Origin of the sequence: Azospirillum lipoferum 4B, from assembly GCF_000283655.1 — a bacterium.
In the GTDB taxonomy this organism is placed as follows: Bacteria; Pseudomonadota; Alphaproteobacteria; order Azospirillales; family Azospirillaceae; genus Azospirillum; species Azospirillum lipoferum_C.
Window position 1 is genome coordinate 464,700 of sequence record NC_016622.1, and the last position, 13,641, is coordinate 478,340.

Consider the following 13,641-nt stretch of genomic DNA (forward strand, 5'->3'; position numbering starts at 1 on the left):
CACAACAACATCAACCATCGTAACCTCCAAGTCGCCGCCTTGTTTAAGGGACGGTCGGGGATCACGCGTTACGTCGTTGCATAACCACATCTCGGAGACGCCGAGGGGCGGGCCAGCGGCACGTGCGCTTGCGAGTTCGCGTTACATAGATCCAACGCGTTCGATTGCAAAGTGAAAAATGCCGCATGCCCCAAAAAAGTGGCAGACCATTTGAGGGGCCAAAAAACCGGAGCGATTTCATGGGCTTGACCACGGTTCTGACGATGGAGGAGATCGGATTGCGGCTGCTGGCTGCAGCCTTCTGCGGTGCGCTGCTCGGGCTTGACCGCGAGATGCGCGGCAAGGCGGCCGGCTTGCGCACGCACACGCTGATTTCCATCAGCTGCGCCCTGACGACTCTGGTGGCGCTGGAGCTCTATGTCGGCCTGCATACCGGCGGCGACGAGCGGCCGAGCGACCCGGTGCGCGTCATTCAGGGCGTGGCCCAGGCGGTCGGCTTCATCAGCGCCGGTGTGATGTTCCGTTCCGGCGACAGCGTGCGCGGGGCGACGACCGCCGCGGTGATCTGGGTGGCGGGCGGGCTGGGCATCGCCTGCGGTGCCGGATACTACCTGCTGGCGGGGATGGCGCTGGCCCTGTGCCTGATGGTGACGATCCTGTTCACCGTCCTGATGGACCGTTTCCCGCAGTTCGGCAAGGAGGACGGGGACGGCGGCAGGGTCGACGACGACCGCAAGCTGCGGGAGCGGCGCCGCGCCGCCCGCCCGCCGGGCCGGGTCAGGCGGATCGCCCGTCCCGCGCCGCGGGGATGACCAGCAGGCGGTGCGCCAGCAGCGCGCCCAGCGCCACCAGCCCGATGGCCCCCATCATCGGCAGGGCGCTGCCGTCGTTCATATGGCCGACGACGATGCCAATGGCGGCGGCGATGGTCATCTGCGCGAAGCCCAGCAGGGAGGAGGCGAGCCCGGCCATGGTGGCGTAGGGGCCGACCGCATTGGCAGTGGCGTTGGGCAGGGTCAGCCCGGCGCCGAGGATGAACAGGAAGACTGGAAGCAGGATGGCCAGCAGATGGACCACGCCGGCCAGAGCCAGCAGACCGCCCACAACTCCGCCGCCAAGCGAGAGCAGCGTGCCGATGCGGATCATCCGGGCGCCGCCCAGCCGCGGCGTCAGCCGTCCGGCCAGGAAGGTGCCCAGCATATAGCCCAGCACCACCGCGCCGAAGCTGGCGCCATACTGCGCCGGGGTCAGGTGCAACCGGTCGATCAGCACGAAGGACGAGCCCGAGATGAAGGAGAAGATGCCGCTGTAGGAAAAGCCGACCACCAGCACATAGCCGACGAAGCCGCGGTTGCGCAGCAGAAGCAGGTAGTTGGCGGCGAGCCGGCCCGGCCGCAACGCCTCCTCGTCGCGGTGGGCGTTGGTCTCGCCCAGCATCGACCACACCGCCGCCAATATGCCGCAGGCGAAGACGGTCAGCAGAACGAAATTGGCGCGCCAGCCGAACCACTCCGTCAGCACGCCGCCCAGCATCGGCCCGACCGCCGGGGCCAGCGCCATCGCCATCGACATATAGGCCAGCACCGTCGCCGCCCGGTCGCGGCCGAAGACGTCGCGCACCACCGCCCTTGCCACCACCGGCCCGCAGCAGGCCCCTAGTGCCTGGAAGAAGCGGGCGGCGATCAGCCCCTCGATGCTGGTGGCCATGGCGCAGACGGCGCTGGCCGCCAGATAGATCGCCACCCCGACCAGCAGGGTGGGGCGCCGGCCGAACCGGTCGGACATCGGGCCATAGATCAGCTGCGACACCGCGAAGCCGATCAGGAAGATCGACAGCGTCATCTGCACCGTGACGACATCGGTGTCGAACACCCGGACCAGCGTCGGCAGCGACGGCAGATAGAGGTCGGTGGACAGCGGACCGAAAGCGACCAGAGCGGTCAGCAGGACACGGATCGGCAGGGAATCGGGACGGGGCATGGCAGGGGCGGGCACCGCGGCGGGGAAGCGAGGACGGGGCCGCACTGTATCAGACGAAACCATCGCCGCCAGTGCCGATGACGGCCCGGCGGGACCGCCGCCTCACTTCGCCGGCAGAACCATGCGGATGCAGCGTGACAGCACGGTGTTGCCGGTCATCTCGCGGTAGTTCTGGATGACGACCGGCTCGGCCGCCCTGCATTGCTCCATGCTGGCGAACTCCAGCGTGGTCGGACCGCCTTGGTTCAGGATGAACAGCAGCATCAGAACCCGCTCCATCCCCGTCCTCCCCGTCAGCCGGCGGCCAGCACCGCGCGGGCGGCGGCGGCATCCTGAACGATCTGGTCCTTCAGCGCGTCGAAGCTGGGGAACTTCATCTCCGGCCGCAGGAAATCGATCATCTGCACCCGCAGATGCAGATCGTACAGGTTCAGGTCGACGTCGAACAGATGGGCCTCCAGCCGGGCAACGGTGCCGTCCACGGTGGGGCGGGCGCCGAGATTGGCGACGCCCGGCAGCCAGACGGTCTCGCCGCCGCGGTCTACGCCGGCGCGGATCGCATAGACGCCGAAGGCCGGGCGCAGATACTCGCCCAGTTCGATGTTCGCGGTGGGGAAGCCGATGGTGCGGCCGCGCTGGTCACCATGGACGACGCGCCCCTCGATCTCCCAGGGATGGCCCAGCACATGGGCGGCCTCGCGCGGCCGGCCGGCGACCAGCGCGTCGCGCACGCGGGTGGAGGAATAGACCCCGCCCTCGGCGTCGGACACCGGGCCGACCTCGGTCACGCCGAAGCCCTGGGCGCGGCCGGCGCGCAGCAGGAAGGCCGGGTCGCCCGACCGCTTGTGCCCGAACAGGAAATCATAGCCGCAGACGACATGCCGGACGCCCAGCCCGCCGATCAGGACCTCGTCGACGAAAGCCTGCGCGGTCTTGTGGCGGAAGCCGTCGTCGAAATGGCAGACGATCAGCTGGTCGACGTCCAGAGCCTCGATATGCCGGGTCTTGACGCGGAAGGGCGTCAGGCGGAAGGGCGGGTCGTCGGGACGGAAGACGCTGCGCGGGTGCGGTTCGAAGGTGACCACGGCCGACGGCGCGCCCATGTCGGCCGCAAGGCGCTGGGCGGTGCCGATGACCGTCTGATGCCCGCGGTGCACGCCGTCGAAATTGCCGAGCGCCACGACGGCGCCCCGCTCTTCGGCCGGCAGGTCGGCGGTGTGTCTGTACAGTCGCATGCGCGCCCCGGTGCTGTGGGCGGACCCCGGCGGGTCCGCTTGCTCGGGCGTCTATATAGACCGACGCCGGCGCGGGGTAAACGCGCCGGCGCTGTCCTGCCGCCCGAAGGCAGCGGTCAGGCGTCGAAAAATCAGCCGCGGGACGGGACCATCAGCAGCGCTTCGCCTTCCACCACCACGGTCTCGCCGACGGTGCAGACGGTCTTGATGACGCAGCGGCGCTTTTCCGGGATCAGTTCGGTGATGGTGGCGCGGGCGGTGACGGTGTCGCCGGCGCGGACCGGCGCCTTGAACTTCAGCGTCTGGCTCATGTAGATGCAGCCCGGCCCCGGCAGCTTGGTGCCCAGCACGGCCGAGATGAAGCCGACCGTCAGCATGCCGTGGGCGATGCGGCCCTGGAACATGGTGGTGGCGGCGTATTCCTGGTTGATGTGGACCGGGTTGGTGTCGCCGGAGATGCCTGCGAACAGGACGATGTCGGCTTCCGTCACCGTCTTGGCGAAGCTTGCCGTCATGCCGACGGACAGGTCTTCGATGCAGTAGCCTTCGGTATCCTTGCGGACCTGACGCACGTCGTCCATCGCAGCAATTCCTCTTTCTCTCGATGCCTGTTCCGGCGTCTCACGCACTGGCGCCGCGCCGTTCGCTGCGATGCGTCATGTGCACCGCAGCGATGGGAATGGCACCACGTCTCCTCCAAAAATGCAAAAAAATCTCTAACGTTCCGCACAAGACCGCGGACAAAGCGGCTGCGCCCTGCGGTATGCTTGTTCGCAATGGAAGGGCGCCATGCGCGACCGGATTACTTCCTGCCGAAGGTAGAGCGGCGGAATCATCGGCCGATCAACAGCTTAATGGGAAATCCCGCCAACCTCCGGCCTTTTGTGCCACCGTTGGCGCGACTGTTTGACGCCGCCCCACGCCGCAATGGCAAAGTCTGTTTCCTTTCAACTGATTGACTGTTCGGTGACTGTTGGTTCGGCAGCGCAATAAAAGCTGGAGCGCGGGCGCGGCGAATCGGGGAGCGTCTTCGCCGCGCCGCAGCATTACTTGCCAGAACCAGAGTGCGACACTGTGTCGCTGCCGGTTCCGCCACTATTGCCGCTGCCTTCGCTGCGGCGGTTTTCGCGGTCCGCCACCTGCCGGTCGGGGGTGAGCTGGTCGACCTTCGCCTCAACCTTGTCGCGGGCGGTGTCGGTCGGCTGTTCGGACGGCTTGACCTCCACCGTCACCGGGGCGGTCCCGTCCTCGATCATGTCCAGCTTCCTGGCGGCGGAGCGTGACAGGTCGATCACCCGGCCGTCGACATAGGGGCCGCGGTCGTTGACGATGACGTCGACGCTTCTGCCGTTCTCCTCGTTCGTGACGGTGGCCTTGGAACCGAGCGGCAGCGCGCGCGATGCCGCGGTCGACTTGTTCTGGTTCATCGGCTCGCCGCTGGCGGTGGTGCGGCCATGGAACTTGTGGCTGTAGAAGGACGCTTCCCCCTTGTGGACGAGGACTTCTTCGCCATCCTCATGCTCGACACGCATGGGCGGAACCTTGGCCTTCCCGTTCGCCAGCACCGGGACCACGGTCCCGCTCAGGGTCGTGGCGGCAAGCGCCAGGACGATGATTCGCATTGTCTTCATCGGTACACCTCCAACGGCGCACCAACGCCCTGCAAGGAAAAGAGTTCCCTCACGGATCGCATGCAAGACATCGCTACTATTTCCGGTTTCGAATATCTTGACGAATTCGGGGTGGGTGGTCCGCATCGACGCTCTTCCGATCGTCATCACAACGTTCAGGGGAGAAAACATGGCTGACGATGCCGCCTGGACTGCATCCGGGATCATGCCGGACCTGCGCCATGTGGAGATGCGGTCTGTCGCGATGGCCGACGGGGCGCGGCTGCGGGTCGCCGTCTGGCCGAAGCCGGAGCGGGTGCGCGGCACGGCGCTGGTGCTGACCGGCCGGGCCGAGTTCATCGAGAAATATGCGGAGACCGCAGGCGCGTTGGCCGCCCGCGGCTTCCGCGTGGTGGCGGTCGACTGGCGCAACCAGGGCCTGTCGGACCGGCCGCTGGCCAACCGGCAGATCCACCATCTCAGCGATTTCGCGCTGCTGGTCGACGACCTCGACGGCGTCTACCGGCAGGTCGTGGCGCCCGTCGCCGCGGAGACCGGAGGGCCGCTGATCCTGCTGGCGCATTCCATGGGTGGTCTCGTGGCGACGCTGGCGCTGGCCCGCCATGCCGCGGACGATCCCGGCCGCTATGCCGCCGTGCTGCTGGCGGCACCGATGTACGCCATCCACACCGGACCGCTGCCGCCCCGGCTGGCGCGGGCGCTGGCCTGCCTGGGGCTCGCCTGCGGATGGGGGGGCCGCTATGCGCTGTGGCAGGGCGATTACGACCCGGCGGAGGCCGTCTTCCGGCCGGACAACAAGATCACCGCCGATCCGCAGCGCTACGCCGCCTTCCATACCCCCTTCGCCGAGCGGCCGGAACTGCGCGTCGGCGGTGTCAGCTTCGCCTGGGTGGCGGCGGCGCTGGATGCGGAGGACGCGCTGCGCCATGGCGGCCTGCCGCTGGACCGGGTGCGGACGCCGGTCCTGCTGCTGAGCGCGCCCGGCGACCGGGTGGTCCGGGCGGAGCTTCACCGCATGGTGGCCGGCCGGCTCGGCAACGCCCATCTCGTCGAGTATCCCGGAGCGAAGCACGAGCTGCTGATGGAATGCGACGCCATCCGCGACCGGGTGTGGGCGGACATCGACGACTTCCTCGACAGGACCCTCGGTGACGGGACCGGCCACAAGACACTTGCGCAGTCCGGCGGCTCTGTCGTCGGATAGGCGCCTTCAGGACCAGAGGTGCCCCTCAGCATGACCGATTTCTGGACGGCGTCCGGCTTCCACCTGTTGGCCCGCGATGCCGACAACCATCTGGCGGTGACGCCCGATTTCCTGCGCGCCTATCTGCTGCGGCCCGAGATGCGCCCGCCGGAGGAGGCCTGCGACGCCGAGCGCACGCTGCACGCCGCCTTGCTGGACGATCCGGCGCGGACGGTGCCGGCCCCGCTGCTCGACGCCATCGCCGATCCGGATGCGCGGGAGAATTTCCAGGTCTGGCTGGCCTTCCGTGACCGGCTGCTGGCCGCCGGGACTCTGGAGGGCTGCTACATCCGCCTGTTCCGCGAGGGTGCCCGCGGCGTGCCCGGCCTGTTCATCGACCAGCTGGTGCATGCCATCCTGCGCGGCATCCTGGATGGAACCCCGTCGGGCCTGCGCACCCGTGCCGGCGAACTGTTCTTCCGCGAGCAGACGGTGTCGGTCGACGACGGCCGCGTCCGCGTCGCCGATGCCGAGACGGTGGAGACGATGGCGGCGTCGGGCGGCTTCGGCTCTCTCGGCCGTCTGGTGGTGGAGGCCGGAACCGCCCCCCGCAGTGTCGATCTGGACATCCTGGACGAGACCAACCACCCGCTCTACTGGGGCCGCGACGCCCGGCACGACACCGTGCTGGACATCACCTTCGCCGCCGCCGGGCTGGACGCGCTGGCCCGCGTGCTGGAGGCCTGGGTTGGGCATTTCCTGGGCGTGACGGTCGGCATCCAGCCGGTGCAGAACATCCGCGACGACCGCTGGGTCTGGCATGTCGGGCTCGACAGCTCCGCCACGGCGATCCTCAACGATCTCTACAACGGTGTGGAGGTGGGGGAGGACCGGCTGGCCCGCATCCTCGCCCTGTTCCGCCTGGACTTCGCCGACCCCGCCGCCATGCGTCCCGACCTTGCCGGCCGGCCGGTCTATCTGGGGCTGGCGATGACGGAAGGGCGGCGGCTGAAGCTGAAGCCGCAGAATTTGCTGGTGAATTTGCCGCTGGCTTCGGTGGCGTGAAGGAGGCGCTGGGGTTGCCCCCTCCCTAACCCTCCCCCGCCCTCGGCCGGCCGATGGCCGGTCCGATCACGGGAGAGGGGACTGCCGCCGCTATGCGAATCCACCCTCTCCCGCGAAGCGGGAGGGAGGGGGCAATCGCATTCACCCCCCCAACACCGCCCCCACCGGCTTCAGCGGCTCGTGCGCATCGAACAGGATCTTCAGGATCGCCAGGATCGGCACGGCCAGCAGCGCGCCCGGTATGCCCCACAGCCAGCCCCAGAACAGGATCGACACGAACACCGCGATGGGGTTCAGCGACAGCCGGCGGCCGACGATCATCGGCGTCAGGAAGTTGCCCTCGATGGTGGTCAGCGCCACGAAGGAGAGGGGCGGCAGCAGGATGGTGCCGAGACCGTCGAAGGTCAGGACCGACACCAGGAACAGGACCCCGGTCATAACCGCCGGTCCGATGAAGGGGATGTAGTTGGCCACCGCCACCAGCACCCCCCACAGCGCCGGGTTGGGCAGCCCCCACAGCCACATGACCAGACCGGTGGCGATGCCCAGCGCCACGTTGATCACGGTGATGGTCAGCAGATAGGCGGCGATGTTCTGCTGCAGCGTCGCCGCGACCATGGCGTAATGCACGCGGTCGTCGACGTTGCGCATGGTGCCGATCAGCGCCTCCAGCGAATGGCGGCCTCTCGCCAGGAAGAAATACAGCAGGACCTGCAGGATCAGGACATTGACGATCACCGATTCGACATGGCTGACCGCCTGTTCCATCAGCGACGGACCGCGCAGCACCACCTCGCGCACCGGTCCGGCCTCGTTGCCGGTCTCCTTGGCGATCTGCTCGATCTGGCGCGAGGCCTCGCGGGCCCGCTCGATGCCGGCGCGGATGTCGCCCAGCTTGAACTCCAGCTCGTGCAACACGCGCGGCATGCGGTTCACCCATTCCGCCGCCGGGGCCGACAGGGTGTAGACCGCCAGCAGCACGCTGCCGAACAGCGTGATCACCATGATGGCGGCGCCGATCCCTTCCGGAATGCCGATACGGTAGAGCGCGCGCACCAGCGGCCGCAGCAGGAAGCTGAGGATCAGCGCCAGCATGATCGGCAGCAGGACCTCGCGCCCGAAATACAGCGCGAACAGCACGGCGATCACGAACAGGCCGACGGCGGCGATGGTCAGCGGATCGCGGCGGTGGCCGGGCGGGGGCAGGGGCTCGGTCACCGGTTCCGGCGTTCCGGGAAGCGGGGCCTCGGGCGCGGGGGGATGCGCAGGGGGAACCGAGGCGAGCGGGCTGCGGTCTGTCATCGCGGTGGCCGGACCTCCGAAGGACGGCGCTTGACGGTGGCGCCGGACCCTCCGATCTAGGGGAGTATTTTTCCGGGCCGCGCTTTCTGCGGTCCCGCCCGTCCTTGCCGGAGACCCAGTCGCGATGCGCAGCCCGTTTCCCCTGATGAACGTTTCCGCCGGCCTTTTGGTTCTGGGTCTGCTGACAGCCGGGCTCACGCTCCGGTCCGCGGCGGCGGACGAGGTGGTCGGCCGCTTCTCCAACGACTGGACCGGCAACGGGCTGCAGGTGCAGGCGATCGAGGATCCCGGCGTGAAGGGCGTCACCTGCCATCTGGTCGATTTCGACCGCAGCCTGATCGACCGGCTGAGCAAGGGCAACTGGTTCGAGGACCCGTCCAACGCCTCCATCGCCTGCCGCCAGACCGGGCCGGTCACCGTCGGCGACATCGAGTTGTCGCAGAAGGGGGAGGAGGTCTTCTCCGAACGGAAAAGCCTGATTTTCAAGTCGATTGCCATCCGCCGCATCTACGACCGGCCGAACGACACGCTGGTTTATGTGGTGTACAGCCGGCAGGTGAAGGACGCATCCGCCAAGATGTCGATCTCGACCGTGCCGCTGTTCAGCGCCAACGCCACCTGGACGAAGGGCAAGCCGCCGGCGAAGTGAGCGGGTTTACCCCACGATCCGGCCCAGACGCACCGCCGTCTGGCCGGACTTCACCCGGCGGGCGGGCATGATCAGGACGCAGTCGTCATAAGGGGTCAGGACGGCGCGACCGTCGTCCCAGCCGATGACGGTGCCGGCGCGGCCGATCACCTCCATGCCGACGAAGGGGGCGGTGAAGCGGAAGCGCTCGCTGGACGCGGTGACGGCGTCGGTGACCTCGACCACCCGCTGAGAATCGGTGCGCGGGCGCAGGCGCGGACCGTTCCCCTGCCGGCCGATCATGTCCGAATCGATCATTTCCAGGCCGAGCAGCAGGCGCAGACAGCTTTCCAGCGCGACCGTCGCCGTCTCGGTCCGCCAATGCTGACCGCATTCGACCAGGATCGCGGTGCGTGACCCCTCCGCCTCGGCGAAGCTGCCATAGTCGATCAGCCGCTTCCCCCCGGCATGGCCGCCATCGGCCACTATCCAGGCCGGATAGCCGAGACCGAGCGCCAGGTCGCGCCCGCGCGTGGTCCGGCCGCACAGGGTCAGCGGGGCCGTGTCCGCGGTCATCGAATGGAGGTCGAGCAGCAGGTCCGCCGAGTCGTAGACCGGGCGCAGCACCCGGGCGCGCCGCAACTCCACACTGTCGCGCCGGCCGTCGAGCTGGTCGGGCGACCACAGCCGGTTGAAATCCTCGTCCAGATAGCGCGAGGCGTAGGGGTTCTGCCGGTCGAAGGCGGCGTAGGCGGCGGTATTGGCGAAGACGAAGGTCAGCCGCCCACGTCGTGGCCGCAGACCCATCCGCAGCAGCGCATCCAGCGCGATGGCGCCGCACAGCTCGTTGCCGTGGACGAGCGCATTGAGCACCACATGCGGTCCCGGCTCTTCCGCCGACAGGCTGGTGACGTGATCGATGCCGGTGTTGCCGCGCCGGTAGGGCGCGATGTCCGGCGGTGAGAGTTCGACGGGAGCGAAAAGGGGATCGGTCAAGCGGCAGGCTCGCCAGCGGTGGGGGCGCTCCGGTCAGTATGGCGAACCATGGGACCCCGCGCCAGTCCGGGGCAGGTCGGCGGCGTGGATTTTTCGGCTGATGCGGCTGGCGCGATGTTGCGGCGGCATGGCAGGATCGTGACAGATTGCCGTCGACTGCGGCTTGACGCATGGGTTATAGGATCTGCGGGATCCGTTTTTCACGGGATCCGCAGGATCAATGAAGGCGGCGGTCGAGCTTGCGGTTAACACAGTCTTGGCGTCTGGGCGGGGCCGGTCGATGAGCTTCGTGATCGATGACGTACTTGTCCGCAACGACCCGGTCGGCCATCGCCTGCCGGTGCTGTTCGATTCGCCCCACAGCGGCAGCGTCTATCCCGCCGATTTCCGGGTGGTCTGTCCGCATCCCCTGCTGCGCCAGGGCGAGGACAGCCATGTGGAGGAGCTGTTCGCCACGGCCCCCGACCATGGCGCGACCCTGCTGTGCGCGCTGTTTCCCCGCACCTGCATCGACGTGAACCGCGCGGTGGACGACATCGACCCGACGCTGATCGACGGCGACTGGCCGGTGCCGCTGCGCCCGACCGCGCGCAGCACGCTGGGCATGGGGTTGATCCGCAGCATGCTGCGGCCGGGGGTTCCGCTCTATGACGGCAAGCTGCCGGCTGCGGTGGTCGCCGACCGGATCGACCGCTATTACCGCCCCTACCATGCCCAGATGCGGCTGGCGCTCGACGGGCTGGCCGATCGCTTCGGCGCGGTCTGGCACGTCAACTGCCATTCGATGCCGTCGTCGCTGCGACCGGACGGGCGCGATCCGCTGGCGGCGGATTTCGTGATCGGCGACCGCGACGGCACCACAAGCGAGCCGGGATTCGTCCATCTGGTGGCGCAGACCCTGCGCGGCTTCGGCTATCGCGTGGCGATCAACGATCCCTACAAGGGGGTGGAACTGCTGGCGCGTTACGGCGATCCGGCAAGCGGCCGCCATTCGATCCAGCTGGAGATCAACCGGCGCCTCTACATGAACGAGGAGACGCTGGAGCGGCACGACGGCTTCACCCGGCTGAAGGGCGACATCGACCTGCTGATCGGCCGCATCGCCGACTATGCCGGGCAGAGCATCCTGCGCCGCGCAGCGGAATAGGCGGCCCGCCGCCGTTCCCGTTCGGGCGGCGGGTCCGCAGGACGGGAGGGGCCCCCGATCAGTCTTGCGTCACCTGCTGGCGCGCCAGATCCAGGAACTGGGCCATCTGCTTTTCCACCCGGTGGTCGGAGATGTCGACTCCGCGGGCGTGCAGGTCGGCGCACAGCTTGTCCCGGATGTCGTGCGGGCCGAGCGTGGCGATGTCGGTGTCCACGACCTCGCGGGCGTAGGCTTCCGCCTCGGCCCCGGTCAGCCCCATCAGGGTGGCGGCCCATTCGCCGGCCAGCCGGTCGCGCCGTGCGCGGATGCGGAAGAGCAGGTCCTCGTCATGTTGGAATTTGGTCTCGAAGGCCTTTTCGCGGTCGTCGAAGGTCGTCATGATGACCTGCGCTCCTTTATTGGTTTCACTCCCATTCCCAAGGATTATATAGCCGGGAAACGGCCGCCGTCACCGTCCCGCCGCGTCGCAGCCACGGATATTCCGCGGCCATTTCCACGGATTGACAGCGATTCCCGTTCCTCTCCCCCGACAAGACGAAACAGCGGACAGGGCAAGGCATGTGCAGCGTGATTCTCCTGCGGCGACCCGACGCAACCTGGCCGCTGGTCGTCGCCGGGAACCGTGACGAGATGGCGGGGCGGCCCTGGCTGCCGCCCGCCCGCCATTGGCCCGACCGGCCGAATGTGGTCGCCGGGCTGGACGAGCTGGCCGGCGGCTCCTGGATGGGGTTGAACGACGAGGGGGTGGTGGCGGTCATCCTCAACCGCTTCGGTACGCTGGGGCCGGAAGCCGGCAAGCGCTCGCGCGGGGAACTGGTGCTGGATGCGCTCGACCATGCCGACGCCGCCGATGCGGCGCGCAGCTTCGCCCATCTCGACATCCGCGCCTACCGCCCCTTCAATCTGGTGATCGCCGACAACCGCGACGCCTTTCTGGTGGTCCATCGCGGCGCCAACCCGCGCCACCGGCCGGAGGTGTCGTCGATCCCCGCCGGCGTCCATATGCTGACCGCTTTCGAGCTGGACGACCCGCAGGACCCCCGCACCGCCTTCTATCGCCCGCTGTTCGAGCATGCCGCGCCGCCGGCCACCGACGCCCCCGACGCGGAGTCCTTCGCCTGGGGCGGCTGGCCGGAATTGATGGGCAGCCGCATCTGGGAAGGCACGCCGGACGAGCGCGGCGCCATGGACTTCACGCTGCCGAGCGGCTTCGGCACCTCGTCCAGCTCGCTGCTGGCGCTGCCCAGGGTGGAGCGGCCCGACCTGAACCCGATCTGGCACTTCGCCCCCGGCCGGCCGCACGCGGTGCCCTATGCGCCGGTGGAGCTGTGAGAGAGTGTCGACTGCCGGGTCAGTTGCGCATGGCGGGCAAAATTGACACGGATGTCACGGATTTAGACACGGATTACACGGATTTTTCTGGGTTTGCCGAGATTCCGGCCTTTCCCGAAAGCCATGAATTTGGGACGCCACATCCGTGAAATCCGTATTCAAATCCGTGTAATCCGTGGAGATCTTGCCTCCGACGCCGCGCCCCAGGGGATCCGCGACCACACAATCCTGCCCTCCCGCCCCCGTCGTTGTGTTCGTGCACCCGGCTTGCTATATCACTCAGGCACATTCCTGGGCCGGCAAGCTCGCTTGACCGGTCCTTACGTATTTGGACGAAACACGCGATGACACGACGCCGGCGCATCTACGAAGGCAAGGCCAAGGTTCTTTTCGAAGGGCCGGAGCCGGGCACCCTGGTGCAGTACTTCAAGGACGACGCCACCGCCTTCAACAACCAGAAGAAGGGCGTCATCACCGGCAAGGGGGTGCTGAACAACCGCATCTCCGAATATCTGATGAGCCGCCTGTCCGAGATCGGCGTGCCCACGCACTTCATGCGCCGCCTGAACATGCGCGAGCAGCTGGTGCGCGAGGTGGAGATCATCCCGATCGAGGTCGTCGTCCGCAACGTCGCTGCCGGCAGCCTGTCGCGCCGCTTCGGCATTCCCGAAGGCACGCCGCTGCCGCGCTCCATCATCGAGTATTATTACAAGTCGGACGAGCTGAACGACCCGATGGTCTCGGAAGAGCACATCACCGCCTTCGGCTGGGCCGGCCCGCAGGATCTCGACGACATGGTCGCGCTGTCGTTGCGCGTGAACGATTATCTGTCCGGCCTCTTCCTCGGCATCGGGCTCAAGCTGGTGGACTTCAAGCTGGAGTTCGGCCGGCTGTGGGAGAACGAGGAGATGCGGATCGTCCTGGCGGACGAGATCAGCCCCGACAATTGCCGGCTGTGGGACGTCAAGACCAACGAAAAGCTGGACAAGGACCGGTTCCGCCAGGATCTGGGCCGCGTCGAGGAAGCCTATCAGGAGGTCGCGCGGCGCCTCGGCATCCTGCCGGAAGGCGGGCCGAGCGACGTCAAGGGCCCCAAGACCATCCAGTAGTCAGCAACCACCCCTCCACCCAACACCGTAAAG

15 protein-coding genes are annotated in these 13,641 nt (G+C 67.8%); 7 read left to right on the top strand and 8 right to left on the bottom strand.

All coding sequences use genetic code 11. From position 1 onward, the window contains the following. Nucleotides 1-239: 239 nt before the first annotated feature. Complete coding sequence (locus AZOLI_RS02140) at nt 240-812, top strand: MgtC/SapB family protein (RefSeq protein WP_014246927.1); 573 nt, start codon at nt 240-242, stop codon at nt 810-812. Here AZOLI_RS02140 and AZOLI_RS02145 read toward each other — a convergent pair. The 5 genes from AZOLI_RS02145 to AZOLI_RS02160 all read right to left on the bottom strand — a co-directional run bounded on the left by AZOLI_RS02145 (nt 778) and on the right by AZOLI_RS02160 (nt 4,846). Then, nucleotides 778-1,980, bottom strand: a complete 1,203-nt coding sequence (locus AZOLI_RS02145; RefSeq protein ID WP_014246928.1) for a multidrug effflux MFS transporter — start codon at nt 1,978-1,980, stop codon at nt 778-780. The two genes, AZOLI_RS02140 and AZOLI_RS02145, sit on opposite strands and share 35 nt — an antisense overlap. Nucleotides 1,981-2,082: 102 nt before the next feature. Further along, nucleotides 2,083-2,259 (bottom strand): hypothetical protein, encoded by a 177-nt coding sequence (locus tag AZOLI_RS32840; RefSeq protein WP_014246929.1) that lies wholly within the window; start codon nt 2,257-2,259, stop codon nt 2,083-2,085. Nucleotides 2,260-2,273: 14 nt separating this feature from the next. Further along, complete coding sequence (locus AZOLI_RS02150; protein WP_014246930.1) at nt 2,274-3,215, bottom strand: bifunctional riboflavin kinase/FAD synthetase; 942 nt, start codon at nt 3,213-3,215, stop codon at nt 2,274-2,276. A 131-nt stretch (nt 3,216-3,346) separates the two neighbouring features. Beyond that, nucleotides 3,347-3,796, bottom strand: coding sequence for a MaoC family dehydratase (locus AZOLI_RS02155; RefSeq protein WP_012973248.1), 450 nt, complete (start codon nt 3,794-3,796; stop codon nt 3,347-3,349). A 465-nt stretch (nt 3,797-4,261) separates the two neighbouring features. Next, a complete protein-coding gene (locus tag AZOLI_RS02160) occupies nt 4,262-4,846 on the bottom strand; it encodes a septal ring lytic transglycosylase RlpA family protein (RefSeq protein WP_014246931.1) in 585 nt (194 codons plus the stop codon). Between the two features lie 169 nt (nt 4,847-5,015). Between AZOLI_RS02160 and AZOLI_RS02165 the strand changes: the two genes are divergently transcribed. Beyond that, nucleotides 5,016-6,050 carry an alpha/beta hydrolase gene (locus tag AZOLI_RS02165; protein WP_014246932.1) on the top strand — a complete coding sequence of 345 codons (1,035 nt, stop codon included), beginning with the start codon at nt 5,016-5,018 and terminating at the stop codon, nt 6,048-6,050. A 30-nt stretch (nt 6,051-6,080) separates the two neighbouring features. Further along, on the top strand, nt 6,081-7,094 hold the full coding sequence (locus AZOLI_RS02170) for a DUF6352 family protein (protein WP_014246933.1): 1,014 nt from the start codon (nt 6,081-6,083) through the stop codon (nt 7,092-7,094). A 141-nt stretch (nt 7,095-7,235) separates the two neighbouring features. Here AZOLI_RS02170 and AZOLI_RS02175 read toward each other — a convergent pair whose 3' ends face one another. Further along, a complete protein-coding gene (locus tag AZOLI_RS02175; RefSeq protein ID WP_244442500.1) occupies nt 7,236-8,312 on the bottom strand; it encodes an AI-2E family transporter in 1,077 nt (358 codons plus the stop codon). A 208-nt stretch (nt 8,313-8,520) separates the two neighbouring features. On the opposite strand from AZOLI_RS02175, the gene AZOLI_RS02180 reads away from it, so the two are divergent. Next, nucleotides 8,521-9,045 carry a CreA family protein gene (locus AZOLI_RS02180; RefSeq protein WP_014246935.1) on the top strand — a complete coding sequence of 175 codons (525 nt, stop codon included), beginning with the start codon at nt 8,521-8,523 and terminating at the stop codon, nt 9,043-9,045. A gap of 6 nt (nt 9,046-9,051) precedes the next feature. Here the strand turns inward: AZOLI_RS02180 and AZOLI_RS02185 are convergent, their stop codons facing one another. After that, the gene (locus AZOLI_RS02185; RefSeq protein WP_014246936.1) at nt 9,052-10,020 is read right to left on the bottom strand and encodes a succinylglutamate desuccinylase/aspartoacylase domain-containing protein; all 969 of its coding nucleotides are present in this window, start codon (nt 10,018-10,020) and stop codon (nt 9,052-9,054) included. 280 nt (nt 10,021-10,300) lie between these two features. On the opposite strand from AZOLI_RS02185, the gene AZOLI_RS02190 reads away from it, so the two are divergent. Further along, nucleotides 10,301-11,167 (top strand): N-formylglutamate amidohydrolase, encoded by an 867-nt coding sequence (locus tag AZOLI_RS02190; RefSeq protein ID WP_014246937.1) that lies wholly within the window; start codon nt 10,301-10,303, stop codon nt 11,165-11,167. Nucleotides 11,168-11,225: 58 nt separating this feature from the next. Here AZOLI_RS02190 and AZOLI_RS02195 read toward each other — a convergent pair whose 3' ends face one another. Then, nucleotides 11,226-11,546, bottom strand: coding sequence for a DUF1476 domain-containing protein (locus tag AZOLI_RS02195; protein WP_014246938.1), 321 nt, complete (start codon nt 11,544-11,546; stop codon nt 11,226-11,228). Between the two features lie 179 nt (nt 11,547-11,725). On the opposite strand from AZOLI_RS02195, the gene AZOLI_RS02200 reads away from it, so the two are divergent. After that, on the top strand, nt 11,726-12,499 hold the full coding sequence (locus AZOLI_RS02200; protein WP_014246939.1) for an NRDE family protein: 774 nt from the start codon (nt 11,726-11,728) through the stop codon (nt 12,497-12,499). Between the two features lie 344 nt (nt 12,500-12,843). Next, a complete protein-coding gene (gene purC, locus AZOLI_RS02205) occupies nt 12,844-13,608 on the top strand; it encodes a phosphoribosylaminoimidazolesuccinocarboxamide synthase (protein WP_014246941.1) in 765 nt (254 codons plus the stop codon). Nucleotides 13,609-13,641 lie beyond the last annotated feature (33 nt).